We start from the raw sequence: 23,512 nt of genomic DNA, 5'->3' as shown, positions 1-23,512 counted from the left end.
CCTTTTCATGCATTAATGAAACTTATCTCATAGAAATGTGTTTCTGCTGTTCAATCAAAGAGCGTGCTGACAGATTTTTGCTCATGAACACGGACGATTGTTTCAGCCAATAACCGTGCTACAGACAACTGCTTGATCTTCGGAGATTTCTTTTCTTCAGGCAAGGCGATCGAGTTGGTGATGATCAATTCCTTGATCACCGAATCGTTGATGCGTTGTACTGCAGGACCTGACAGAACAGGGTGTGTACAGCATGCATACACTTCTTTCGCGCCGCTTTCGATCAAAGCGCTGGCAGCGATTGAAATCGTTCCCGCTGTATCGATGATGTCATCAATAATGATGGCTGTTTTGCCTTCTACATTACCGACAATGTTCATGACTTCCGATACGTTCGGACGGGGGCGGCGTTTGTCGATGATCGCAATTGGCGCTTTCAGGCGGTCTGCCATTTTGCGGGCACGGGTTACTCCACCGTGATCAGGTGAAACGATGATGACATTTTCAAGGTCGATGCCACTTTCATTCAGGAAGTAATCGGAAAGCAAAGGCACAGCTACCAGGTGGTCAATCAAAATATCAAAGAACCCTTGGATTTGAGGAGCGTGCAAATCCAGGACCACTACACGGGTTGCCCCTGCAGTTTCCAAAAGGTTCGCTACTAATTTTGCAGTAATCGGTTCACGTGAACGGGCTTTACGGTCCTGGCGTGCATAACCGTAATAGGGAATTACGACATTGACCGTGCGGGCAGAAGCACGTTTGACAGCATCAATCATGATCAATAGCTCCATCAAGTTTTCATTGACGGGCTGAGAAGTCGATTGCACGATAAATACATCATAACCGCGAATACTTTCTTCAATATTAATCTGGATTTCACCATCACTGAAATGTGTGACCGAACTTTTTCCAAGTGGAATGCCTGCGTGTTCCGAAATTTCTTCAGCCAGCGCCTGGTTCGAATTCAATGAAAAGATTTTCAATTTAGAGTTTGCATTTTGATAGCCCATTAGGTGTGAACCCTCCTATTTTTTACCGTTCAATTTGTTTGCGTAGCCTTCTTTATTTTCCTGGCGCGCGCGAGCAATCGCCAATGAATCCATTGGTACATCTTTTGAAATCGTAGAGCCAGCCGCTACATAAGATCCTTTGCCTACCGTAACCGGTGCAATCAAATTGGAATTGCAGCCGATAAAGGTGTTGTCTTCGATGACGGTCTGGAATTTATTTTTGCCATCATAATTAACCGTGATCGTGCCGCAGCCAATATTGACATCCGTACCCACATGGGCGTCGCCAATATAGCTTAAGTGAGAAACTTTGCTGTCATTTCCGACAGTTGATTTTTTCACTTCGACAAAGTTGCCGATTTTTACATCATTGCCTAATACCGTATCCGGACGGATGTGTGCAAAGGGACCTACAGCTGTATCCGTTCCGATGCTGCTGTCGTGGATCTCTGAACTGCGGATGGTCGTACGGTCGCCGATTACACTGTTGACGATATGGCTGTTTGAAGAAATCACACAGTCTTCTCCAATTTTCGTATCCCCATCAATCGTGACGTTCGGATGGATGATGGTATCTGCTCCGATTTCCGCTTGTGCACTAATGTAGGCCGTGGCCGGATCGATGATCGAAACACCGGCTCTCATGTGCTTTTCAGCAATTCGTTTACGCATCGTGCTTTCCGCTTGGCTCAATGCTACGCGGTCATTTACACCTAAAGTTTCATCAAAGCTGTCTGTTGCATAAGCAGCAACAATTTCACCTTGCTTTTGAAGGATTTCAATAACGTCAGGCAAATAATATTCACCTTGAACATTGTCGTTGGAAACGAGTTTCAACGCTTCAAATAACGCTTCGTTATCGAAGCAATAGGTGCCGGTATTGATTTCCTTCACTTGCTGCTCTTCTGGAGATGCATCTTTTTGCTCAACGATCTTCTCGACGATGCCGACGTTGTTGCGAAGAATTCGTCCGTAGCCTGTCGGGTTGTCAGCAATTGCTGTCAGGATTGTTGCTTTTGCCTGTGTTTTTGCATGCTGGTCAAGAAGTGCCTGCATCGTTTCCGGACGTATTAGCGGTGTGTCCCCGCAAACGACCAAAGTTGTTCCAGCAAGTCCCTCGATCAATGAAGCAGTCTGCTGTACTGCGTGAGCCGTTCCCAATTGTTCTGCCTGCAACGCGTATTCGCTTTTCTCGCCCAGCTGCTGCTGGACTTTTTCAGCGCCATGGCCTACAACAGTTACAATTTTTTCAACACCGAGCTTCTCGACATTGCGCGTCACGTGTTCAACCATCGGCATGCCGCAAACTGGATGAAGCACTTTGTACAATTTCGACTTCATGCGCGTGCCTTGGCCGGCCGCTAGAATCACTGCATATGTATTCGTCATTCCTTGCTCCTCCACTCCTGAGCTGATAAGTAGCCTATTTCGCCAAGCTTATCGGCCATTTATTAATGTTGCTTGTGAAATCCAGTTTTTAAACTGGCTATGTCAATTTAAAAAATCGCTTTTCCTTATTGACTATAGCGGAAAAACCTTGATTTTTCAAGGTTCCAAGGCGTGACAATACCATTACAAAAAAAGTCAAATAAAAAAAGAGCCTATTTAATGGAGAAGGCCCCTTGATTCAGCTCGGTTAAACGCTGGCATTTTCCAATACCGTTTCGCTTTCACTTTGCTCATATGCAGTTAAGACAGCTTCTTGAAGCTTGGTGCGTGCACTTGAATTGATTGGATGGGCAATGTCCCGAAATTCTCCATCCGGTGTTCTTTTGCTTGGCATCGCCACAAACAAGCCTTCATTTCCATCAATCACCCGAATATCATGGATAACAAATTCGTTATCCAGCGTGATGGAAGCGATTGCTCTCATTCGGCCATCGGTTTGTACACGTCGTAATCTTACATCTGTTACTTCCATTCTTTCATCCCCCCTTCTCTGAGCTGCTATTTTAAACCCTAATTATGGGTATTCGATAAAAAGGACTAATCTCCTTCATAAATTCCAAAACTTATTAGAAAATTTGCTCAACAAAATAAAAAACTGCAGACCTGCTCGATTTTAACGAGTTGGCCTGCAGTTCTTTTATTCAAAATCTAGTTCTAGTTGTTCACTTTTGCAATAACTTCGATTTCCACTTTCACGTCTTTTGGCAAACGGGCCACTTCGACAGTCGAACGCGCCGGTTTATGGTCGCCAAAATAAGATGCGTAAATTTCGTTCAATGCTGCAAAATCGTTCATATCTTTAATGAAAACAGTTGTCTTGATGACTTCGTTAAGAGACGATCCGGCTTCTGCAAGAACGGCTTTCAGGTTTGAAAATACTTGATGAGTTTGGTCCGATATGGTGCCTTCAACCAATTCTCCTGTTGCGGTTAGTGGAATTTGACCTGAACTGTAGAGCAGTCCTCCTGAAACCACACCTTGTGAATAGGGTCCGATGGCGGCTGCCGCTTTGTCTGTCGCTACATAATTCATATTAAATCCCTCCATTTTCAAAGTAATTTCCTTCTTCTAAAGCTATCGTGCGTTCTTTTTCACTGACTTCATGCAATTTGACGAGTGACAGGTACTTTTCTACGAGCCGTTCATCCGAATGTTCCGCCTCTACCAGCACGGCTACACCCGCTAAAGTGCATTCAAACTCTTCCAGCAGGTTTTTCATGCCATTCATTGTCCCGCCGACTTTCATGAAGTCATCGGTGATGAGCACACGCTGGCCGCTTTTCATGCTGCGTTTTGACAGCACCATCGTTTGGATACGGCGGGAAGATCCCGAAACGTAATTGATGCTGACTGTAGAACCTTCTGTGACTTTGCTGTCCCGGCGCACGATGACCACCGGCACATTCAGATGGCGGGCAATCGCATGAGCAATCGGAATGCCTTTTGTAGCTACTGTCATGATGACATCAATTTTTTCTTTAGCAAACGCCGTGGCGAACACTTTGCCCACCCGGTTCATCATCTCCGGATTTCCCAGCACATCGGTCATGTACAAATAACCCCCAGGCAACAGCCGATCGGAATGGCTCAGCTCTTCCATGAGATCTGCCATGATAGACTTGATTTCACGAGCTTGGAGCTTAGGAATAAATTTAACGCCGCCCGCTGCTCCTGGCACAGTCATCAGCAAACCGATTCCTTTTTCTTCGAACGTTTCTTTGACAATGCCCAAATCTTCACTAATGGAAGATTTAGCCGATTGGTACAAATCTGAGAAATAAGTCAGCGGAATCAATTTATGCGGATGTTCCAATAAATAATGCGTCATATCAACAAGCCGTTCACTGCGCTTCCACTTCAATACTACCCTCTCCTAAACACGAATGATTTATAGAAAACTTACCATAAATATCCGTATTTAGGCAAGTGGCTCCCGTTCGCCAATCAAGCGTACGGCGTAAACTTCTGAGCAGAAGCCACGTAAGCCATTGTAAATGCGCGGGATTCGCGCTTCATTATGCACCAAACCAAAAACTGTCGGTCCGCTGCCGCTCATCAGCACAGCATCTGCACCGAATTTCTTCATCTGTTCTTTAATCTGTTCAACTTCCGGATACAATTTTAACGTTACGCTCTCAAGTGCATTGCCCAAGTTGTCACACATGGCTTCGTAATCACCGTCCTGGAGCGCTTGGATCATTTCGTCGGTATTTGGATGCTGAGCTGTTTGGACATCGAATGCCCCGTAGACGTCAGCAGTAGAAACGCCGATTGTCGGTTTCGCCAAAATGACCCAGCAATTCGGCGGAGTGGGCAATTCCTGGATGATTTCACCGCGCCCTTTTGCCAACGCTGTGCCCCCGTAAACACAAAAGGAAACATCTGAACCGATTTTGGCACCCAGTTCAGCCAGCTCATCAAGTGACAAGTTTAATTGCCAAAGTTTGTTCAGTCCTTTTAATGTCGCCGCTGCATCACTGCTGCCTCCAGCAAGGCCGGCAGCAACCGGAATTTTTTTATCAAGCGAAATGATGACACCCGTCTTGATATTGAAGGTGTCTTTGATCAATTGCGCTGCCTGGTAAGCAAGGTTGCGGGAATCATTCGGTACAAAGCGATCTGCGGATTGGATATGTATGCCTTTGGCGGTCCCCATCAATCCGATGCGATCCGACAAATCCACCGTTGTCATGATCATTTCAATTTCATGGTAATTATCTGGACGTTTATGTAAAACATCCAATGTTAAGTTGATCTTGGCAGGCGCTTTTACGTAGAGCATCCCACTGCCTCCTTTTATATTCTAATGAAGACTATTTTAACATACCGCCGGACAATGGAAAGCAAAGTGCCGACAGAAACAAAAAAACTCGCCTTCCGCTTGGATAAGCAGGAGCAAGTTTTTAAAGTAACATATGGATATAATTCAATTATTTCACGACAAGTGCGTCTTCGGTTCCTTCGTACACGGTAATCTCTACCGCTTCAGTTAAAATGTCTGCGTAGCTGTAAGACACGCGTTCAAATGCATGCTCTTCTTGATCTAGCTCAATCACGAACACGGAGTGATACGTTTCGCGCAGGATTCCGGCACGTTCGACCGTTTTCTTGCGACCTCCGTTTGCCTTTAAAAGCAATCGTTTTCCTAAATGTAGGTCTAACGACTTTTTAATATCCGCCAAAGTTTTGGGCATTTTGTCTACACCTCACTATAGACAAAATTTTACCATAATATAATGGAATAGTCAAGCAAATTTATAATTTTATCAGCGACTATCCGGTGCTGTCAATATTTATTTATTCGAAATATCTTCAATCCGAAACAACATGTGCCAAAATTGTAACAGAACCCCGGTTTCACTGGAAATAAGCGTATAATTTGTCAGCCAGAAGACCAAATTCCTTGATAGTCAGCGTTTCTCCGCGGCGAGTCGGATCGATTTCCGCTTCTTCCAGTGCTTTCAAAATGAGCTCTTTTTTCTCTTTTCCTAAAGGCATAGCAACTTGAAGGTTGTTCAAAATAGTTTTTCTTCGCTGAACAAAAGACCCTCTCGTAACGCTAAAGAAGAAGTCCTCGTCAATGACTTCCACTTCCGGCACTTCCCGTTTGGTCATGCGAATAACAGCGGAATCAACATTGGGCTGCGGCAGAAATACTGATTTCGGGACAGTCAAAGCCATTTCGGCCTGTGTGTAGTACTGAATAGCGATAGACAGCGATCCATAAGCCTTTGTCCCAGGCTTGGCTGTAATGCGCTCAGCCACCTCTTTTTGCAGCATAACGACCATACCGCGAATCGGAAGTTTTTCCAGCAACAACTTTAAGATAATGGGAGTTGTGACATAGTAAGGCAGATTCGCTACGACGACGATGTCATCGTAACCGGCCAATTCACTGTCGATAGCCGCCTGTACATCCGTTTTCAGGATATCGGCGTGAACGATGGAAATATTGTCGTATGGAGAAAGTGTATCCTCAAGCACGGGCAATAGCCGCTGATCGATTTCAAAAGCCAGCACCTTGCCTGCTTCTCTTGCTAAGTGTTCGGTTAACGCACCGATTCCCGGACCGATTTCGATGGCTGCTGAGTTTTTCGTCAACTTTGCCTGTCCGACAATTTTCCGTAAAATATTGGGGTCGATCAAAAAGTTCTGTCCCAAGCTTTTCTTTACTTTTAAATCATACTTCGCCATGATTTGTTGGGTGCGGATGGGTGTGGCGATATCTTTGGTCATTGGTTTTCCTCCTGAGTTAACGCTTGTACCGCTTTGATAAACTGGTCTTTGGATATACCGAACATATGGAGGCGCTTCTGAAGCTGCTTGCCATTGGTATAGCCGATCTGCAGATCATTGCCGATTTGGATTCGGCGTTGTTTGGCTTGTGGGTGGGCAACAAGCCCTGCATCGATCAAATCTTCCATGGTGATCTCTATAGCACGCTCTTCCTGCAACGGCGTGTAGACAGCTTGCAAGGCTTCACGGATGTCTTCATCGCGGGCATGTTCGATCCCCAAACCTTTGCCATTTTTGGCAATCGTTTTTTCTTTAGCCAAAAATGCATGCTTCGCTTGAGGCACATGTTCTTCAATAATAGCACGGATGCGCCGTCCGGGATAATCAGGATCCGTAAAAACAATGACGCCCCGTTTCTGCTGTGCATGAGCAATCCGCTGCAGCGTCTCTGGCGTTATGGCTGAACCGTTTGTCTCGATTGTATCGGCAATGACTGCGCGCTTGATCGCTACTGTATCGTCTTTTCCTTCAACGACTATAATTTCATTTATCTTCATATATAAAGTTCCTCTTTTCAAGCTTCTTATTTATTCTACACGTTTGCAGGCAAACATGTAAAAGGCTTTCCCGGGAACGATCCCAGGAAAGCCTTTGAATGGAATTTACTGTAGATTAGTTAAGAATTCTAACTTTTACTTGTTTGCGTCCAAATGAGATGGCATCGGATTGGCTGGCCATGAACAAGTCAATTTTGTTGCCTTTGATTGCTCCGCCTGTGTCGCCTGCAATCGCATTTCCGTATCCTTCAACCCATACTTTAGAGCCTAAAGGAATGACGCTAGGGTCCACTGCAATGACTTTAAGGCCCGGGTTCGTGTGCAAATTGATTCCGGTAGCTGTAATTCCTGAGCAGCCGGTGCAGCTCGCTGTATATGCTGTTGCAGACACGTAAAACTCTTTGCCGCCTGTCGGTTCAGCTTCTGCCGGTGCTGCCTTGGCAGGTTCCGCTTTTGCTGGTTCTGGTGCTGGTGCTTTTTCAGCTGAAGCTGTTTTGACAGCCGCTTTTTCAGCCGGTGCTGCTTGTTGTTTTTCTTGTGCTGGTGCTGTCTTTTTGGCAGGCTCTGCTTTTGCTGCTGGAGCTGCCGCTTTTGCTTGAGTACCGCGCGAAACGCTTGCTACAACAGTTTTTGTACCGACCGCTGTTACTTGTTTAATTGGTTCTTTTACCACTTTTTCATTTTTAAGGTCACGCTTTACTTCTTTGCCGTTTTCTTTAACCACTTCATAAGTTTTCTCAACTAAACCATTTGTTCCTTTTTGAACAATGTTTTCGCTGCCTTTAAGAAGTGAGCTGTCTTTTTTAGTTTCTACTGCGTATTTTACAGAATCCTCGACTATATCGGTGACCTTTTCAACGCGAACCACTTTGACTTCTGAATTCGGAAGGACCAATTCGTCCATTTCGTTCTCCACTCTGTCAAGTTTGCCCACGGTAATTTCATGCTGCTTTAAAAGGTCAGCGACTGTAGTCGAAGTAGACCATACTTTCTTTTCTTCAAGGCCATCCTTAATGGTAACCTCATATGCTTTTTCCACTGAGATCGTTGTTTCTTCATCCACTTGCTCTTCTAATGCCGGTGATACTTTATCATGTTTTGTAAGCTCAACGTTCGCTTTTGCCAATATTTCTGACACGGTGTTTTCAGTCGTCCAAGCCGAAGTGGCTTCTCCATCAACTGTCACATTGTATTGTTCTGCTGCATCCCATTCAAGAGATAAATCTTCATTGATGGCTGTTTCTTCGGAGTGGCTCAAAAAATCATGTTCTCCAGGTTTGATTTCCTGCTCTTCCAAAAATGCTCCGACTGTTTCTGCATGCGTTCTTACTTCTTCCTGTTCACCATTTGCTGTTACAGATACTGTATTTTTTGTACCTTCGTATATGGCAAAGGTTAAAACCGCCGCGAACAATAACACGGTTGCGATTGTTACCGCCAATGATTTACCTTTGAATAATTTTGATGATTTGGTATTATTTGATTCATTTGACAAAAATAACTCCCCCTTTTTCATTTGAGTGATTATATGGACTCATGTTTAACCTACTAATTGATCAGGATTTCTTAATTTCACTTTTTTTGAGAAAACTTATAAAACTTTTCAGCATTGTGTGTGGTTGCTTTCGCGACTGCTTCTATTGAAATTCCTTTTAATCGAGCAATCTCTTCTGCCACTAAAGGAACATAAGAAGGTTCGTTTCGTTTCCCCCGATACGGATGCGGCGCTAAATACGGAGCATCTGTCTCGATCATCAGGTGATCAAGTGAAATCAGCTCGGCAACTTCTTTGGGCTTTTTGGCATTTTTAAATGTTACTGGGCCTCCAAGAGAAATCATAAAATTCATGTCTATACTTTCACGGGCCGTTTCAACACTGCCGCTGAAGCAATGCATAACACCGCCTATTTCTTTCGCATTTTCTTCTTTCAGAATTCTCAGGACATCTTCTGTGGCTTCCCGGTTATGGATGATAATTGGCAGCTCCACTTTTTTAGCCAATCGAATCTGCTTGCGGAAAACTTCCTGCTGCACTTCTTTTGGCGATTTGTCCCAGTGGTAATCCAATCCGGTTTCCCCGATTCCGACTACTTTCGGATGAGCTGACAGTTCTTCGATCCACTTTAGGTCTTCCTCAGTACAATCGATGGCATCGACTGGATGCCAACCAATTACTGCAAAGATGAATTCATAGCTCTCGGCCAATTCTATGGCCCGTTCGATCGTTTTTCGGTCGAAGCCGATGACTACCATTTTCTCCACATGGTTTTCTCGTGCACGCTCAATGACTTGTGTAAGGTCCTCATCATATTGGTCTGCATTTAAATGTACATGGGTATCGATAAACATCAATCATTCTCCTCACATTAAGCTTTATTCTAATGGTTCCACCTGTATCTTTCTTCACAGCAACATTACAATTGGGTAACAAAACATGTTAGTTCCATGTCAAAACGATTATTTCAGCTGTATTCTTGGGCCGTAAAACCCATGAAAACAAAAAAAGACCCACTTTTCAAAGTGGGTCAAAGCAGGTCTTTTCCAGTAGTTTTATTTTATTTTCGAACCATTCGGGAGCTGTTCAGCGACCGAAGCAAGTGTTAGGAATCCGTCCTTTTCACCCGCTAAAATCATTCCTTGAGAAAGCTCGCCCCGCAATTTCACCGGCTTTAAGTTAGCCACAACGACCACTTTTTTGCCGACCAGTTCAGCTGGTTTGTAATGTTCAGCTATACCAGAAACGACTTGCCGTTGCTCATATCCCATGTCCAACTGAAGCTTCAAAAGCTTCGATGTTTTCGGAACAGCTTCACAGTCTGTCACTGTCGCTACGCGCAAATCCACTTTCGCAAAATCCTCAATTGCAATTTCCTGAACATCCGGAACTTCTACAATTGTCGGCTCTTTTGCAGCTGGTGCCGCAACTCCGCGCATTTGGTCGCGGATATACGCGACTTCCGGCTCTACTTCCAAGCGCGGAAAGATTGGCGTTCCTTTGGATACCACTTGAGTGCCTGCAGGAATTTGGCTAAAGTTTTGCAGCGTCTCCCAGGCAAGAAACTCTTCTGTCAGCCCAAGCTGTTCGATGATTTGCTTAGGTGCGTTCGGCAGAAACGGCTGCAGCATAACTGCAGTCATGCGCAAGCTTTCTGCTAAATGAGCCATAACCGAAGCCAATTGCTCTTTTGCAGCTTCATCTTTTGCCAGTACCCATGGCTGTGTTTCGTCAATGTATTTATTGGTTCTTGAAATCAATGCCCAAACTTCGCTCAAGACAATGCTGAATTGCATTCTCTCCATATGCTGCTCGTAAACTTTTACTGTCTGCGCAGCTACGCGTTGAAGTGGCCCGTCAAATTCCGTCTGCAATCCATTGATTTGCGGTACAGCACCGTCGAAATACTTATTGATCATCGACACCGTCCGATTCAATAAGTTTCCAAGGTCGTTGGCCAAATCAAAATTGGTCCGCTCGACAAACGATTCCGGTGAAAAGACACCATCAGAACCAAATGGCAACTCGCGCAGCAGGAAGTAACGTGTAGCGTCCAGGCCGTAGCGCTCAACGAGCATTTCCGGATAAACGACATTGCCTTTGGATTTCGACATCTTGCCGTCTTTCATCATGATAAAGCCGTGGGCAAACACTTTCTTCGGCAGCGGCAGATCCAATGCCATCAGAAAGATCGGCCAATAGATCGTATGGAAACGGACGATATCTTTTCCGACCACATGGACATCAGCCGGCCAGTATTTGTTGAACAGGGTCTCATCCTCTGAGCCATAGCCAAGTGACGTAATGTAATTCGACAAAGCATCAACCCATACATAGATAACATGCTTTGGATCTCCAGGAACCGGAATTCCCCAGTCAAAGGAAGTCCGTGAAACTGATAAGTCTTCCAATCCTGGTTTGATGAAGTTATTGATCATTTCGTTCTTGCGCGATTCCGGCTCAATAAATTCTACATTGTTTTCATAGTATTCGAGAAGGCGGCTTGCATATTTTTTCATATTAAAGAAATACGATTCTTCTTTTACTTTATGGACCGGGCGTCCACAATCTGGACAATTGCCGTTATCCAACTGGTTTTCCGTGAAGAACGATTCGCAGGGCGTACAATACCAGCCTTCGTATTCACCTTTATAAATATCGCCATTGTCGAGGAAGGTTTTGAAAATCCGCTCAACGCCTTCTTTGTGGCGATTTTCTGTGGTCCGGATAAAATCATCGTACGTAATATCCATCGTCGACCAAACTTGTTTAGCGGCTGAAGCCATGTCATCCACAAACTCCTGTGGTGCCATGCCCGCTTCTTGCGCTTTTTCTTCAATCTTTTGGCCGTGTTCGTCCATTCCAGTCAAAAACCGGACATCAAATCCACGCAAACGCTTGTAGCGGACCATTGCATCAGAAGCAACCGTCGTATAGGCAGTTCCAATATGGAATTTTCCGCTTGGATAATAAATCGGGGTAGTTAAATAAAAGGTTTCTTTGTTAGCAGTCACGAAAAATTCCTCCAGTTTTTTTGTATAGTTCTTATTTTAACGAAGTCCCCTATTTTGTACAATCTTTCAATTCGACAATGAAGTTTTAAGTAAAAATTCGACATTTTTTGTTCAGACTTATAATGATTTTTTTTAGTTATCGTACAACTTTGTCAAATTAATGGCGCTTCCGAGCAGAAATCAAAGAAAATTAACAGTAGATGTAAAATTTCATTATGATTTCGATAGTTTTTTATTGACCAAATTGCCAGTAGTTGGTATGATTTATGACAGGAAGTGGTAAATGTCGAATTTTGGCGAATGCATCCGATAAAATAAAAGGGGGACTATTATTATGAAATCGACGGGTATTGTTCGAAAAGTGGACGAATTAGGACGTGTGGTAATTCCGATTGAATTACGCCGTACTTTGGGAATCGCAGAGAAAGACGCATTGGAAATTTATGTAGATGACGACAAAATTATCTTGAAAAAGTATTTACCTAATATGACTTGTGCAGTTACAGGCGAAGTATCAGACGACAACATGCAACTGGTTGGCGGAAAATTGATCTTGAGCTCTGAAGGCGCGGAAATGTTGGTAAAAGAGATCCAAAATAACTTGAAGAAGTAAGATAGCGAAAACCAGGATGCCAACGCATCCTGGTTTTTTGTGTTTAAGGAACTTGATATTTAAAATTTGTCGAATCTACACGGGCGCTTCCGCTTTTCTTCATTGTCCAGACTCCAGCGCCCAGATTCTTGGGTCATAAGCCAAACCGACTGTGCGGCAAAGAGCGCCGCTTCGTCGGCCTGTCTTATGCCCGTCGAATCTACACGGGCGCTTCCGCTTTTCTAGGTATGATAAGCCTGGTAAACTTCCCTCTTGGACAATTGGCGTTCGATGGCTGCTTCTTTGATGGCTTCTTTTGATGTCAGGTTCTTGGTCTCGATCAGCTGATCTACGTGTTCTTCAATAGACAGGTTCTCCCACCATTTCACATTTTCCAACGGCTCTGGATTGGCGTTGCCTTCCAGCACCAGGCAAAACTCGCCACGAATTTCATTTTCTTCAGCCCATGCTACAGCTTCTTCAACTGTTCCTCTCAGGAACTCTTCGAATTTCTTTGTTACTTCCCGTGCTAATGTGATTTTCCGTTGGTCGCCTACTGCTTTTTGAATGCTCTTTAAGCTTTCCTTCAGCCGGTGGGGAGCTTCGTAAAAGATAAGGGTTTCTTCTTTCTGGCTGAGAAGTTCCAACTCTGCCTGCCGGTCTTTTTTATTGCGCGATAAGAATCCGTAAAACAAGAAAGGCTGCGGCGAAATTCCGGATGCAATCAGCGCACTGAGTGCCGCATTGGCTCCAGGTATCGGCACAACAGGATGGCCTTCAGCAACCGCCCGTTTGACGATGTCTTCACCGGGATCGGAAATGCATGGCATCCCGGCATCACTGACCAAAGCCACAGACTTGCCTTCTTCAAGGTAAGACAGGATCTTAAAGCCTCCGCTTTCCTGATTGTGTTCATGATAACTGACCAATTTGGTCTGAATATCGAAATAATTGCAGAGATTTTTTGTATTGCGCGTATCTTCTGCTGCAATAATATCCACTTCTTTTAGGATGCGCAAAGCGCGTATTGTCATGTCTTCCAAATTGCCGATGGGTGTTGCCACCAAATACAAAGTGGCTGTCTTGTGCTGAAAACTTTTTTGGGATTTCATTTGCCGCTCTCCTTTCCTTCAGCAATATACCGGATTTTTTGAGCCTTCGTCAGTTGCTTGAAGGCATATTCCGCTTTCATCGCTGCCGGTTTCGTGTCATAGCATTCGTGATGAATGAGCTTGGACGGCCCTTTGGCGCGTGTGTATTTTGCGCCTTTTCCGGCGTTGTGTGCAGCCAGCCGCTTTTCAAGATCGTTGGTGTACCCTGCATAGTACGACTGGTCTGCACATTCGAGAACATAAAAATAATGGTCACTCGCTGCCATATAATAACTCACGCACTTCTTCGGTATATTCCCCATTGTCTCCGTAGACAATCAATGGCGGCAAGATCTTCAAATCGGGCTTGCCATCTTTGATGCCTTCAATCAGTAGCGTATTGGCTTCTTTGCCGGCTTTCGGATAAACCAGGCGTATCCGTTTCGGTTCCAATCGGTTCGCGCGCATTGCCGTAATCAAGTCGATCAAACGGCCGGAACGATGGACAAAGGCTGCTTTTCCGCCTTGCTTCAACAGTTGGCTTGCTGACGAGACCGCTTCATCCAACGTCAGGTGCAGCTCATGCCGCGCAATTGCTATATGCTCACTGATATTTTTGTCACTCATCTCATGTACTGGGAAATAAGGCGGATTGCAGGTCACCACATCGTATTTTTCAAAGCCCAGCTGCGCCGGCATGTTTTTGACATCGCCTTCTATAATTTCAATCTGCTGCTCAAGGCCATTATAAGCCACACTGCGCCGCGCCATATGAGCAAGCCGGTCCTGCAACTCGACCCCGATGATGCGGGATTCCGTACGGGCACTCAAAAACAGCGGAATCGCCCCATTGCCAGTACACAGGTCCACGATGGTTCCCCGTTTTAGCGGAACATAAGCGAAACGCGCCAACAGGACTGCATCCAGCGAAAACGAAAACACTGACGGACTTTGAATAATCCGGAGGTCTTCCGCCAATAAATAATCAAGTCTTTCATCATCCACTAACATTTGTCCAACTCCCAGCATAACAAAAGGCTGCCGCCACACGGAGTGTCGGAAGCCTTTCTCTTTATCGTCTTTCAAACAGCCGCTTAGCTGTCCTTATTTTTCAGTTCTGCTTGTTCAGAAATGACAAACAGAACAGGCAATCGTCACCTTTTCGGGAACTGCCAAAATGCACATTGCAGACATGGTAGCCTTCATGATACAAGCGTGCTAAGTTATCATAGCCTTCACCGATATCCATTACGGCTTTTTTCAATTTCACCGGATCCACAGCTGCCACTTCCGGCACTGCTTTATGAAATTCATCCAAACGTGTACGCAAATGATGATTCTCCAATTGCAACGCATGATGTTCTTCCATTGTCCGGGCTACAACCGCTTTTAATTCGCTGAATTGTTCCTGCATGGATTGAAGCTGCTGTTCAAACTCCATGACCGTGTCTAAAAAATTCTTTTCCTTCACTTAAACCACCTCACGCTCTCGTTCCTTGGCCCATTATCTCATCTAATGTATATTCAAGTGTCTGTTCCTGCTCAGATAAGCGAACTTTTAACACCCGTTCCAGAATATTCATGCCTACCACACGTCCATCGCCGTCCGGTGTTGTTACTCGAGTACCGACATCCGGCATTTCCTTTTTCGCTGTTTCGTATTCGTCATTCTCATATTTTAAGCAGCACATCAAACGGCCGCATAAACCGGAGATTTTTGAAGGATTCAACGACAGGTTTTGATCTTTCGCCATTTTGATTGAAACCGGCTCAAAATCGCCTAAAAATGTCGAACAGCAGAGCATTCGGCCACAGGGGCCGATCCCGCCGAGCATTTTCGCTTCATCGCGAACGCCGATTTGGCGAAGTTCGATGCGTGTACGGAAAATTGAAGCCAAGTCTTTGACCAAGTTCCGGAAATCCACACGCCCTTCCGCTGTAAAGTAAAAAATAACTTTATTGCGGTCAAATGTATATTCAACATCCACCAGTTTCATATCCAATCGATGCTCTTCAATTTTACCGGTGCCCAGTTCGAAGGCACGGCTTGCTTCCATACGGTTTTCTTCCACCTGTTGGCGATCACGCTCAGTCGCCACTCTTACGACCTGCTTTAAAGGCAGGACCACATCGTTTTCTCCAACGGTTTTTGTCGGTACAACCACTTTTCCATATTCTACGCCTCTTGCTGTTTCCACAATGACGTAATCATCTTTTTCAATCCCTAATTCACCTGGATCAAAATAATATATTTTACCCGCTTTTTTAAAACGGACACCTATCACATTATACAATTGCTACCCCTCCTGCAGATTCAGCATTAACTGCTCCATCAACAGCGTCCGGTTCATATTGCGCGGCAATTGTTGTTTGGCTAGTAAAACAGCCTGCAACTGCTTGGACAATACCGTAAAAGAACGCTGGAGAGCCATCTGCTTCCAAGTTTCTTCCATGTCTGGATATGTTCGTGCAGTTTCAAGACCTGCTTTTACCGAAGCGATGTCCCGATATGCAAATAATAACATGTCCAGGCCTCTTTCGGCATCTTCTTTTTCTTTAAATAACGGCAGCCATTCAGCCTGAAGCATCAAAAGGGCCTCATGGACATTGCTGCTGGCCACTTCCACCAGCTTCAGCACTGTTTTTCTGGCTTGTGCAAATTGTTCATCCTGACTCAAAGCAAGCGCTTCTTCTTCGCTTTGGGTCAACATACTGACAGTTGCAGCCATCGATTCAGTCATTCCATCCACCATTAATTTTTCCATTAGCTTAGGTCGTGACAGAGGCCGGAACGATACCAGTTGGCAACGGGATCGGATCGTGGTCATCAGCGCATTAAGACGCTCTGTCAAAAGAATTGCCGTCACATTAAACTCCGGCTCTTCCAAAAACTTCAGCAGGGCATTGGCTGAAGAATTATTCATGCGGTCTGCCTGCTCAATCACGTATATTTTACGGCCTGTATTCAGCCCGGTCTTATTCAATCTGAAAATCAATTCACGGATTTGGTCAATTTTGATGTTTTGGCCATCCGGTTCGATGAAAATGACATTCGTATGATTGCCGGAATTATAAAGCTGGCAGCTCCGACATGTTTCACATGGAACATTTTGCACAGGTGATTCGCACAGCAGAAGCTTGACGAAGAAATGAGTAATTTCTTTTTTCCCGGAGCCGGCAGGGCCCTCGAACAGGTATGCATGCGCCAATCGATCTTTCGCATAGGCTCCTTGAAGCCGCTTCATCACCACCGGCTGCATTTCCAAAAATTCATCTGTTGTTTTTTGCATAACTTCCACCTTCAGACTTTGTAAAAAATCCCGTGTTCCGAATGGAGCACGGGTATTCGTTATAGTGCTGGGTGACAGGCAACCCTGTCATTTATCGCAGAAAACCTGGTATTAAAAATGATGGAACTGTTCGATCGGCAGTACAAAAATAGTCGCTCCGCCTACTTCAACCTCTACTGGATAGGGAATATACGAGTCAGCATTGCCGCCCATCGGTGATACAGGTGCTACCATCTGTTCACGAGATCGGCAGTTTTCACGAATCAAGTCCAGCAATTTCGGTATAAGTTCATCTTCTACACCAATTAAAAAGGTCGTATTCCCTGAGCGCAAAAACCCTCCTGTACTGGCAAGTTTTGTAGCCCGGAAATCATTTTTCGTTAACGCATTGGATAATCGGTTACTGTCTTGGTCCTGTACAACTGCTACTACGAGTTTCATCAGCACTCACTCCTTTTTATCTTTCTTCTATATAAGTATAACATGAACGAAGATATACACTGCATATCTTTCCAGTACTTTGCCTAAAAATAAAACCTGCAAAAAGACAGCCGATCCTAAGAGGGATCGACTGCCGTTTGCCGTTCTTCTATAAAGCGTACAGCCGTTTCCAATGCATCCGCAAAAACGTTATCCAGCTCATTCTCTGCATTGATCAGGCGAATGCGCTCTGGATTCTGGCTTAATAGCAACAGATAGCCCTCTCTCACTTTATAGTGGAACTTCATCGATTCTACATCCAAACGATTGATCTCACGGCCTAAATCCTTTTCAATCCGTGCCAATCCAACTTTCGGATTCACATCAAAATAAAGCGTCATATCCGGCATATAGTCATCAATAGCGAACTTATTAATGGCAAAAATCTCTTCCATCCCAAGTCCACGCGCATACCCTTGATAAGCCAGGCTTGAATCGATGTAGCGGTCGCACAAGACGATGCTTCCCGCCTCAAGTGCTGGAATAATTTTCTCAACCAAATGCTGCCTTCTTGCCGCAGCATATAACAAAGCTTCTGTCCTTGCATCCATAGCAGTATTCTCCCGATCCAGGATCACATTGCGGATTTGTTCAGCAATCTCTATGCCGCCTGGTTCCCGTGTACTGACGACAGAAAATCCTTTTTCCTCTAGTGCATCTGCCAACATTTTCAGGACCGTCGATTTGCCCGACCCTTCCCCGCCTTCCAGATTGATCAAATAACTCATTTTCTGTTCACCTTATTCCATGAAATTAATCATTATGTACTGTTTTAAACTCTTTATACTATACACGAAATAACTTCGATTTTGTAGTGACCAATAAAAAAACCGTTCGTCTCCATGCGGAAATGAACGGCTTCCTCATTATTCCTCGTCCTCTGCTACTTGGTAAGCCCTGTGGAACAGCTCCATTTGGCTGTCTATTGACGGCTCATCATTTTTGCGCGGTACGTAATGATACACGCCAGCAGCATCCTGTTCTCTTGCTTTGACATTGTCAGCAAGCCCCAGTTCCAATATGCTCTTAACCTGTTCCTTAATGTCTTCATCAACAATCGGGAACAAGATTTCAATGCGATTGTTTAAATTTCGGGTCATCATATCCGCTGACGACAAAAAGGTCTTGCCTTTGCCGTTATGATGGAAGAAATAGATACGGCTGTGCTCCAGCAGGCTGCCGACAATGCTGCGCACCTGGATGTTTTCACTGACGCCTGGAATTCCAGGGCGTAAACAGCAGATCCCTCTGACAATTAACTCCACTTTCACTCCAGCGTTCGACGCTTCATATAATTTCATTATAATAGTTTTATCGGTCAGTGAATTCATTTTCGCTACGATCCGGCCATTGCCCTGCTTTTTCTGGAAACGGATTTCAGCATCGATCAAGTCGATAATATCGGTACGGATGGTAAAAGGCGCCACCGACAAATAATGGAATTCCGGCTTTTCGGTATAGCCGCTCAAATAGTTGAAAAAGTTGGTTGCATCAATCCCAAACTGCCTTTTAGAAGTAAACAAACTCATATCGGTATAAATTTTCGCCGTTTGGTCATTGTAATTGCCGGTGCCCAAATGAACAAAGCGTTCAATCTTGTCTTCTTTCTTGCGGACAACCAAAGTGATCTTGCTGTGCGTCTTCAAGTGGGTCATCCCATAAATAACATGGCATCCGGCCTTTTCCAGCTCTTTTGCCCATTGGACATTGTTTTCTTCGTCAAAACGGGCCTTCAGTTCAACCAAAACCGTTACTTGCTTGCCATTTTCAGCGGCTCTTTTCAGCGCTTTGATAACTGGTGAATCGCCGCTGACGCGGTAAAGCGTCTGTTTGATGGCCAACACATCGCGATCGTCGGCTGCTTCTGAGATAAATTGGACAACCGGTTCAAACGACTCGTACGGATGATGGAGAAAGACATCCTGCTCACTAACCTTTTGGAAAATGTCTTTGCCGGTTTCCATTCCAGCTGGCAACTGCGATACTTTTCCTTCAAAGACCAAATGCTCCCAAATCGGCGCCATCTTTTTATAAAAATTGAAAAATACCGTCAAATCCAGAAATCCTTCGATGGCATAGACGTCTTTTTTATGGACTTCCAATTCATCTGTCAAGTAATCCAAAATAGCCGGATCGAATCCTGGCTGCTGAATTTCAAGGCGGACAGCCGCTCCCCACTTCCGTTTGCGGAGCTCTTCTTCAATTTCCTTGAGCAAGTCACGTGCTCCTTCTTCATGGATAGTCATATCGGCATTTCGTGTAATGCGGAACACAGATGCCGATATGACTTTGAAGCCATGAAAAAGCTTTTGGATAAAAAAGGCGATGACATCTTCCAATAAAATCAGCTTATGGCTTCCTTTTTTGGAATCCAAGCGGACAAAGCGATCCAACACAGAGGGAACTTGGACGATGGCAATTTTTTGCCCTTCTTCAACCTGTTCCACTTCGTCTTGCAGTACTACCGCTAAATTAATGCTTTTATTCAATAACATGGGAAAAGGACGGTATGCATCAATGGCCATCGGCGTCAGCACAGGGAAGATATGATCTTCAAAATGCTTTTCCATGACAACCAATTGATCTGCACTCAAATTCGCCATCTTTACAAATTCCACATTCTCTTTTTGAAGCTTTGGCAGCAAATTGTTTTGCAAAGTTTCGTATTGCAGGTCCACCAATCGATGGGTCTTCATCGCGATTTCATTTAATTGCTGTTTCGGGGTCATGCCGGCTTTGTTTTCGGGTTTCGTAAACCCGACTTTTACCTGGTCCTGCAGTCCGGCTACCCGGACCATAAAAAATTCATCCAGATTAGAGCTGAAAATAGACAAAAACTTAAACCGCTCCAGCAAAGGGTTTCGTTTATCCAATGCTTCCTCTAACACTCGTTCATTAAAAGCGAGCCAGCTTAATTCGCGGTTATTGTAATAAGCAGGTTCTCTAAGCTCCACATTCTTTTTTTTCACTGTCTCCAATTTCGATTCCACCTTTTACTTATAATCCATTCTATTATCGTACCATTATCCACCTTTTTAAAAAGCTGGATCAGGCCTTTGCAATGTTAATTATTTGTAAAATTTAAAATCAATCGTTTTCTTCAGCTGCTTTTCCAAATGTTTTTTCTGCTTCTCTACTTGATACTGTTCCGGTTTCCAATCTTCACTGCATTGTATAGAAAATACGAGCTTATCGTCTTTTTCTTCCAGTTCAATGGTTTCTACAATGTCACGTTTTGTAGCATTTAAACTGTATGCCAGCTTAATGATGGCACCAAGCAAGCTGTATTTAGCGAGTTCTTCCTTGCTAAACCATTCTTCGTAGATTGCGATGTTACGTTTAAAGGTTTCCTTATTCTTAAACGAAGCCATCAATGCGACAATGACCCGCTCTTTATGCAGTAGACCGTCTATCGTCCGGTTGCTTAGCAAATAGAACGTATGCTGATGACTGGATTCCGAATCGATATAGCTCCCTAAATTATAAAGGGCACTGCTCAGTTTCAAGCGTTTGTAATCTTCTTCCTCCAGTGAAAGCATGCCCACTTCTTCTAACTCTTTCGAAATCAGCAGCGCACTGTTTGTGACATGAAATGCATGGGTCAAATTGATGTCATAGTCGATAGCCAATTCGTGGAAACTTTCTTCTACAACGTTAGGGAAGACCGATAAATCGAAATCCTTGGTCGTTTCTTCATAGAAAACACCATCTCTCAAGCCTTTTCTGCTGAGAGCAAACTCTTCCGTATCTATCAACTCCATTAAATACCGGAACACTTCAACTGCGGGAATGATGATATCCGCCCGGTCCTTCGACAAACCTTCCAGCCGCTGCAAATCCGAAAACTCCAGAGACTTCAATAAATCATTCATCTCTTCTACATCGTCCCTGCTCATTCTATACTGATGAACGCCAGTCAAAGGATACTCAACATGCTCTTGATGAATCTGAGCCATGTTTCGCGCACTTCCCCCGATGCCAATCAATGGCAGGCGTTTATCGGCCAGCCACTCCAGCTGATCAAATTGCTCTTTCAAAAATGAACGCAATTCACGCAGTTCACCTTTAGTCGGTGTATTTCCTTGGATGAACTGCTGTTTTAAAGACAATGCACCAAATGGGAAACTGTAGAAATAAATCAGCTGGCGATCATTGAAATAGGTAATTTCTGTACTGCCTCCACCAATATCCACTGTGATGCCGCTGGTGAAGGGCGTCGAATTGACCACTGCCAAATAACCATAGTTCGCCTCTTCAAATTCAGAAAGGATACGGATGGTAAAATCGGTCTCACTCTCGACCGCTTCCATAATTTCGTCCTGATTTTCCGCTTGGCGGACAGCCGCTGTAGCGACACATTTGATCGCCTTCAATTGATGATGGCGGGTAACTTCCTGGAAACTCTTTAACGTCTTGGCCAATATATCGATTCCTTCACGTTCCAACACATTGTCTTCATTTAAATAGTTGCGGAGACGGGCAACCGCCTTAACGTTTTCACTTTCTGTAAAACGACCGCTTTTGTCCCGTGTATAGATAACCAGACGGATGGTGTTCGAACCGATATCAATGATTGCGTATTTTTCTTGCTCCATGAAAATCCCCCACATTCTTTCCCATTTAAATAGTGTTACAGTATACCCTCTTTTACATTACTTATTCTCTAGTGGCTCTTGTTGGAGCACAGGCAATTGTTTGGAGTCCAGCCTGTGGTCGCCCTGGATCTGTGCTTCTGAGGCCAAGTAATTCATCAGTTCTTCCACTTTGGTCAACGTCCACTTTTCACCGGCCACCATTAACGGAATGCCGGGGGGATATGGAATCACCATGCCGGCAGCAATCCGCCCGATGATTTGTGTATACGAAATCCATTCCTGGTCAGCCAAATCGATTTCTTCAAAAGACAATTCGGGAACCGTGACATCCAACTGCTGCTGAACCGCAAGTTTGGTTTCCTGCCTTGTTTCCCCCTCAAGCCGCATAACTGCTTCTTTTAACCGGCTGCGGATTTCTGCAAACGGATAGGCATGCCATTGTTTCAAAAGAGGCAAAATCAGCAGCACTTGGAAAAGATCGGCCAGCTCCACTTCAATCCCTGCTTGCTCAAGCTGCTGTTTCAGCTGGTAGCCGCTGTGATAATCTGCCCTCAACATGATTTTTAACGGATCATCGGATTCCACCACAGTCAAATGCGGAATCATCCGCAAGCTGCTTAGAAATCGCTCCCTCTTTTCAATAAACATTCGGATATCGGGCTGCGAATAATTTTGCACATAGGACCGCGCATCATCCAAAGAAGCAAGGAGCAAATACGACGGGCTGCTTGATTGAAACATCCGCAAGTATTTTTGGATTCTCTTTACATTCACTCGATCACTGCCAACATGCAAAAAAGACCCCATCGTCATTGCCGGCAATGTTTTATGTGCTGATTGCACCACTACGTCCGCACCGAGAGCCAAAGATGAGACTGGAAATGGCGAACCCGCCTGAAAATGGGCACCATGTGCCTCGTCTACCAAAACTGCGATATTCTTTTCATGGCATACAGCAATAATTGCCCCCAGTTCATCGGAAACCATCCCGTAGTAATTGGGATACGTCAGCACCACTGCTTTTGCTTCCGGATACGCCTCTATGGCTGCTTCTATTGCCTTAAAAGGCACTCCAGCTGCTGTCATAGATCTCTCATCCCATTTCGGCGACACGTAAACAGGACGTACACGCGTCAGCTCCAGCGCATGGAAAATCGACTTATGTGAATTGCGCTGAACGATCACCACATCCCCTTCTTTACAGGCCGCATGGATCATTGCCAAATTCCCCACCGTCGAGCCATTGACCAGTAAGAAGCTTTTCTGTGCCCCATAAGCTTCCGCCAATAAAAGCTGAGCATCTTTAATCGCTTCTTCCGGATAATGAAGATCATCCAGTCCTGTCAGTTCCGTCAAATCGTAATGAAGCGCCGACTGGATCTCTTTCGGCAGCCCGGATAAAATGCCATGTTTATGCCCTGGCACATGAAAAGAAATAGGCTGTCTGTTCTGATGCTGTATCAAAGCATCTACTATTGGACGTCGTTGAGTCATAGTTTCCATCCTCACTTTGATTGATTACTCCCATTATAGCAACTTCAGCTAAGAGCGGTGGTTTTGAAGCAGAAAGACTGGGATGATTTCAAAATGCCCATTGATTTCTCGTGGAAATAAAAAACAAGCCGTTACCAGAATCGGTAACGACTTGTTGCAATGTGCCTAGCGACGTCCTACTCTCACAGGGGGAGACCCCCAACTAC

General features: G+C 44.7%; 24 protein-coding genes. 1 reads left to right on the top strand and 23 read right to left on the bottom strand.

Annotated elements, in window-relative coordinates:
- Positions 1-50: 50 nt before the first annotated feature.
- The 12 genes from GJB59_RS07260 to metG form a co-directional block, all read right to left on the bottom strand.
- Positions 51-1,013 (bottom strand): ribose-phosphate diphosphokinase, encoded by a 963-nt coding sequence (locus GJB59_RS07260; protein WP_142830631.1) that lies wholly within the window; start codon positions 1,011-1,013, stop codon positions 51-53.
- A 15-nt stretch (positions 1,014-1,028) separates the two neighbouring features.
- Positions 1,029-2,402, bottom strand: coding sequence for a bifunctional UDP-N-acetylglucosamine diphosphorylase/glucosamine-1-phosphate N-acetyltransferase GlmU (gene glmU / locus GJB59_RS07255; RefSeq protein ID WP_142830628.1), 1,374 nt, complete (start codon positions 2,400-2,402; stop codon positions 1,029-1,031).
- Between the two features lie 247 nt (positions 2,403-2,649).
- Positions 2,650-2,934, bottom strand: coding sequence for a septation regulator SpoVG (gene spoVG, locus GJB59_RS07250; RefSeq protein ID WP_142830626.1), 285 nt, complete (start codon positions 2,932-2,934; stop codon positions 2,650-2,652).
- Positions 2,935-3,116: 182 nt separating this feature from the next.
- On the bottom strand, positions 3,117-3,494 hold the full coding sequence (locus GJB59_RS07245) for a RidA family protein (protein ID WP_142830623.1): 378 nt from the start codon (positions 3,492-3,494) through the stop codon (positions 3,117-3,119).
- Between the two features lies 1 nt (position 3,495).
- Positions 3,496-4,323: a pur operon repressor gene (gene purR / locus GJB59_RS07240; RefSeq protein WP_142830621.1), complete on the bottom strand. Its 828-nt coding sequence runs from the start codon at positions 4,321-4,323 to the stop codon at positions 3,496-3,498.
- A gap of 57 nt (positions 4,324-4,380) precedes the next feature.
- Positions 4,381-5,244, bottom strand: coding sequence for a 4-(cytidine 5'-diphospho)-2-C-methyl-D-erythritol kinase (gene ispE / locus GJB59_RS07235; protein WP_142830619.1), 864 nt, complete (start codon positions 5,242-5,244; stop codon positions 4,381-4,383).
- Between the two features lie 148 nt (positions 5,245-5,392).
- Entirely contained in the window at positions 5,393-5,656 is a 264-nt protein-coding gene (gene veg / locus GJB59_RS07230) for a biofilm formation stimulator Veg (protein ID WP_006830753.1), read from the bottom strand.
- 163 nt (positions 5,657-5,819) lie between these two features.
- On the bottom strand, positions 5,820-6,698 hold the full coding sequence (gene rsmA, locus GJB59_RS07225; protein WP_142830617.1) for a 16S rRNA (adenine(1518)-N(6)/adenine(1519)-N(6))-dimethyltransferase RsmA: 879 nt from the start codon (positions 6,696-6,698) through the stop codon (positions 5,820-5,822).
- Complete coding sequence (gene rnmV / locus GJB59_RS07220; protein ID WP_142830615.1) at positions 6,695-7,255, bottom strand: ribonuclease M5; 561 nt, start codon at positions 7,253-7,255, stop codon at positions 6,695-6,697. Before rnmV ends, rsmA begins: the two co-directional genes overlap by 4 nt.
- A gap of 115 nt (positions 7,256-7,370) precedes the next feature.
- Entirely contained in the window at positions 7,371-8,750 is a 1,380-nt protein-coding gene (locus GJB59_RS07215) for a G5 and 3D domain-containing protein (RefSeq protein WP_142830613.1), read from the bottom strand.
- A 77-nt stretch (positions 8,751-8,827) separates the two neighbouring features.
- Positions 8,828-9,604 carry a TatD family hydrolase gene (locus GJB59_RS07210; RefSeq protein WP_142830611.1) on the bottom strand — a complete coding sequence of 259 codons (777 nt, stop codon included), beginning with the start codon at positions 9,602-9,604 and terminating at the stop codon, positions 8,828-8,830.
- 201 nt (positions 9,605-9,805) lie between these two features.
- Positions 9,806-11,764 carry a methionine--tRNA ligase gene (gene metG, locus GJB59_RS07205; RefSeq protein ID WP_142830609.1) on the bottom strand — a complete coding sequence of 653 codons (1,959 nt, stop codon included), beginning with the start codon at positions 11,762-11,764 and terminating at the stop codon, positions 9,806-9,808.
- Positions 11,765-12,098: 334 nt separating this feature from the next.
- Here metG and abrB point away from each other — a divergent pair, with 334 nt between their 5' ends.
- Complete coding sequence (gene abrB, locus GJB59_RS07200; RefSeq protein ID WP_142830607.1) at positions 12,099-12,377, top strand: transition state genes transcriptional regulator AbrB; 279 nt, start codon at positions 12,099-12,101, stop codon at positions 12,375-12,377.
- A 221-nt stretch (positions 12,378-12,598) separates the two neighbouring features.
- Here abrB and rsmI read toward each other — a convergent pair whose 3' ends face one another.
- The 11 genes from rsmI to GJB59_RS07145 form a co-directional block, all read right to left on the bottom strand.
- Complete coding sequence (gene rsmI, locus GJB59_RS07195; RefSeq protein WP_142830605.1) at positions 12,599-13,468, bottom strand: 16S rRNA (cytidine(1402)-2'-O)-methyltransferase; 870 nt, start codon at positions 13,466-13,468, stop codon at positions 12,599-12,601.
- The gene (locus GJB59_RS07190) at positions 13,465-13,734 is read right to left on the bottom strand and encodes a GIY-YIG nuclease family protein (protein ID WP_142830603.1); all 270 of its coding nucleotides are present in this window, start codon (positions 13,732-13,734) and stop codon (positions 13,465-13,467) included. The genes rsmI and GJB59_RS07190 overlap by 4 nt, the downstream gene beginning before the upstream one ends.
- Positions 13,721-14,458, bottom strand: coding sequence for a tRNA1(Val) (adenine(37)-N6)-methyltransferase (locus tag GJB59_RS07185; RefSeq protein ID WP_142830601.1), 738 nt, complete (start codon positions 14,456-14,458; stop codon positions 13,721-13,723). The genes GJB59_RS07190 and GJB59_RS07185 overlap by 14 nt, the downstream gene beginning before the upstream one ends.
- A gap of 100 nt (positions 14,459-14,558) precedes the next feature.
- Entirely contained in the window at positions 14,559-14,918 is a 360-nt protein-coding gene (gene yabA / locus GJB59_RS07180; RefSeq protein ID WP_142830599.1) for a DNA replication initiation control protein YabA, read from the bottom strand.
- Positions 14,919-14,928: 10 nt separating this feature from the next.
- Positions 14,929-15,741, bottom strand: coding sequence for a PSP1 domain-containing protein (locus GJB59_RS07175; protein ID WP_142830597.1), 813 nt, complete (start codon positions 15,739-15,741; stop codon positions 14,929-14,931).
- A gap of 3 nt (positions 15,742-15,744) precedes the next feature.
- Entirely contained in the window at positions 15,745-16,737 is a 993-nt protein-coding gene (gene holB / locus GJB59_RS07170) for a DNA polymerase III subunit delta' (RefSeq protein WP_142830595.1), read from the bottom strand.
- Between the two features lie 111 nt (positions 16,738-16,848).
- Entirely contained in the window at positions 16,849-17,178 is a 330-nt protein-coding gene (gene darA / locus GJB59_RS07165; RefSeq protein WP_006830740.1) for a cyclic di-AMP receptor DarA, read from the bottom strand.
- Between the two features lie 116 nt (positions 17,179-17,294).
- Positions 17,295-17,945: a dTMP kinase gene (tmk, locus tag GJB59_RS07160; RefSeq protein WP_142830593.1), complete on the bottom strand. Its 651-nt coding sequence runs from the start codon at positions 17,943-17,945 to the stop codon at positions 17,295-17,297.
- Positions 17,946-18,083: 138 nt separating this feature from the next.
- The gene (locus GJB59_RS07155) at positions 18,084-20,195 is read right to left on the bottom strand and encodes an RNA degradosome polyphosphate kinase (RefSeq protein WP_142830591.1); all 2,112 of its coding nucleotides are present in this window, start codon (positions 20,193-20,195) and stop codon (positions 18,084-18,086) included.
- Positions 20,196-20,285: 90 nt separating this feature from the next.
- A complete protein-coding gene (ppx, locus tag GJB59_RS07150; RefSeq protein ID WP_142830589.1) occupies positions 20,286-21,812 on the bottom strand; it encodes an exopolyphosphatase in 1,527 nt (508 codons plus the stop codon).
- A gap of 57 nt (positions 21,813-21,869) precedes the next feature.
- Positions 21,870-23,306: an aminotransferase class I/II-fold pyridoxal phosphate-dependent enzyme gene (locus GJB59_RS07145; RefSeq protein ID WP_142830587.1), complete on the bottom strand. Its 1,437-nt coding sequence runs from the start codon at positions 23,304-23,306 to the stop codon at positions 21,870-21,872.
- Positions 23,307-23,512: the final 206 nt, after the last annotated feature.

This window comes from Planococcus soli (assembly GCF_016881065.1).
GTDB classification, from domain to species: domain Bacteria; phylum Bacillota; class Bacilli; order Bacillales_A; family Planococcaceae; genus Planococcus; species Planococcus soli.
Note: the sequence above shows the minus strand (reverse complement) of the source record. Positions and strands in the feature narration are given on the sequence as shown.

Excerpts from the sequence above, each read along its gene's own strand:
- GJB59_RS07210 (WP_142830611.1), bottom strand. The coding sequence starts at position 9,604 with ATGTTTATCGATACCCATGTACATTTAAATGCAGACCAATATGATGAG.
- GJB59_RS07185 (WP_142830601.1), bottom strand. The coding sequence starts at position 14,458 with ATGTTAGTGGATGATGAAAGACTTGATTATTTATTGGCGGAAGACCTC.
- GJB59_RS07245 (WP_142830623.1), bottom strand. The coding sequence starts at position 3,494 with ATGAATTATGTAGCGACAGACAAAGCGGCAGCCGCCATCGGACCCTAT.
- abrB (WP_142830607.1), top strand. The coding sequence starts at position 12,099 with ATGAAATCGACGGGTATTGTTCGAAAAGTGGACGAATTAGGACGTGTG.
- rsmI (WP_142830605.1), bottom strand. The coding sequence starts at position 13,468 with ATGAAATCCCAAAAAAGTTTTCAGCACAAGACAGCCACTTTGTATTTG.
- GJB59_RS07145 (WP_142830587.1), bottom strand. The coding sequence starts at position 23,306 with ATGACTCAACGACGTCCAATAGTAGATGCTTTGATACAGCATCAGAAC.
- spoVG (WP_142830626.1), bottom strand. The coding sequence starts at position 2,934 with ATGGAAGTAACAGATGTAAGATTACGACGTGTACAAACCGATGGCCGA.
- veg (WP_006830753.1), bottom strand. The coding sequence starts at position 5,656 with ATGCCCAAAACTTTGGCGGATATTAAAAAGTCGTTAGACCTACATTTA.
- GJB59_RS07260 (WP_142830631.1), bottom strand. The coding sequence starts at position 1,013 with ATGGGCTATCAAAATGCAAACTCTAAATTGAAAATCTTTTCATTGAAT.
- rsmA (WP_142830617.1), bottom strand. The coding sequence starts at position 6,698 with ATGACCAAAGATATCGCCACACCCATCCGCACCCAACAAATCATGGCG.
- GJB59_RS07190 (WP_142830603.1), bottom strand. The coding sequence starts at position 13,734 with ATGGCAGCGAGTGACCATTATTTTTATGTTCTCGAATGTGCAGACCAG.
- holB (WP_142830595.1), bottom strand. The coding sequence starts at position 16,737 with ATGCAAAAAACAACAGATGAATTTTTGGAAATGCAGCCGGTGGTGATG.
- ppx (WP_142830589.1), bottom strand. The coding sequence starts at position 21,812 with ATGGAGCAAGAAAAATACGCAATCATTGATATCGGTTCGAACACCATC.
- glmU (WP_142830628.1), bottom strand. The coding sequence starts at position 2,402 with ATGACGAATACATATGCAGTGATTCTAGCGGCCGGCCAAGGCACGCGC.
- darA (WP_006830740.1), bottom strand. The coding sequence starts at position 17,178 with ATGAAACTCGTAGTAGCAGTTGTACAGGACCAAGACAGTAACCGATTA.
- rnmV (WP_142830615.1), bottom strand. The coding sequence starts at position 7,255 with ATGAAGATAAATGAAATTATAGTCGTTGAAGGAAAAGACGATACAGTA.
- tmk (WP_142830593.1), bottom strand. The coding sequence starts at position 17,945 with ATGAGTTATTTGATCAATCTGGAAGGCGGGGAAGGGTCGGGCAAATCG.
- ispE (WP_142830619.1), bottom strand. The coding sequence starts at position 5,244 with ATGCTCTACGTAAAAGCGCCTGCCAAGATCAACTTAACATTGGATGTT.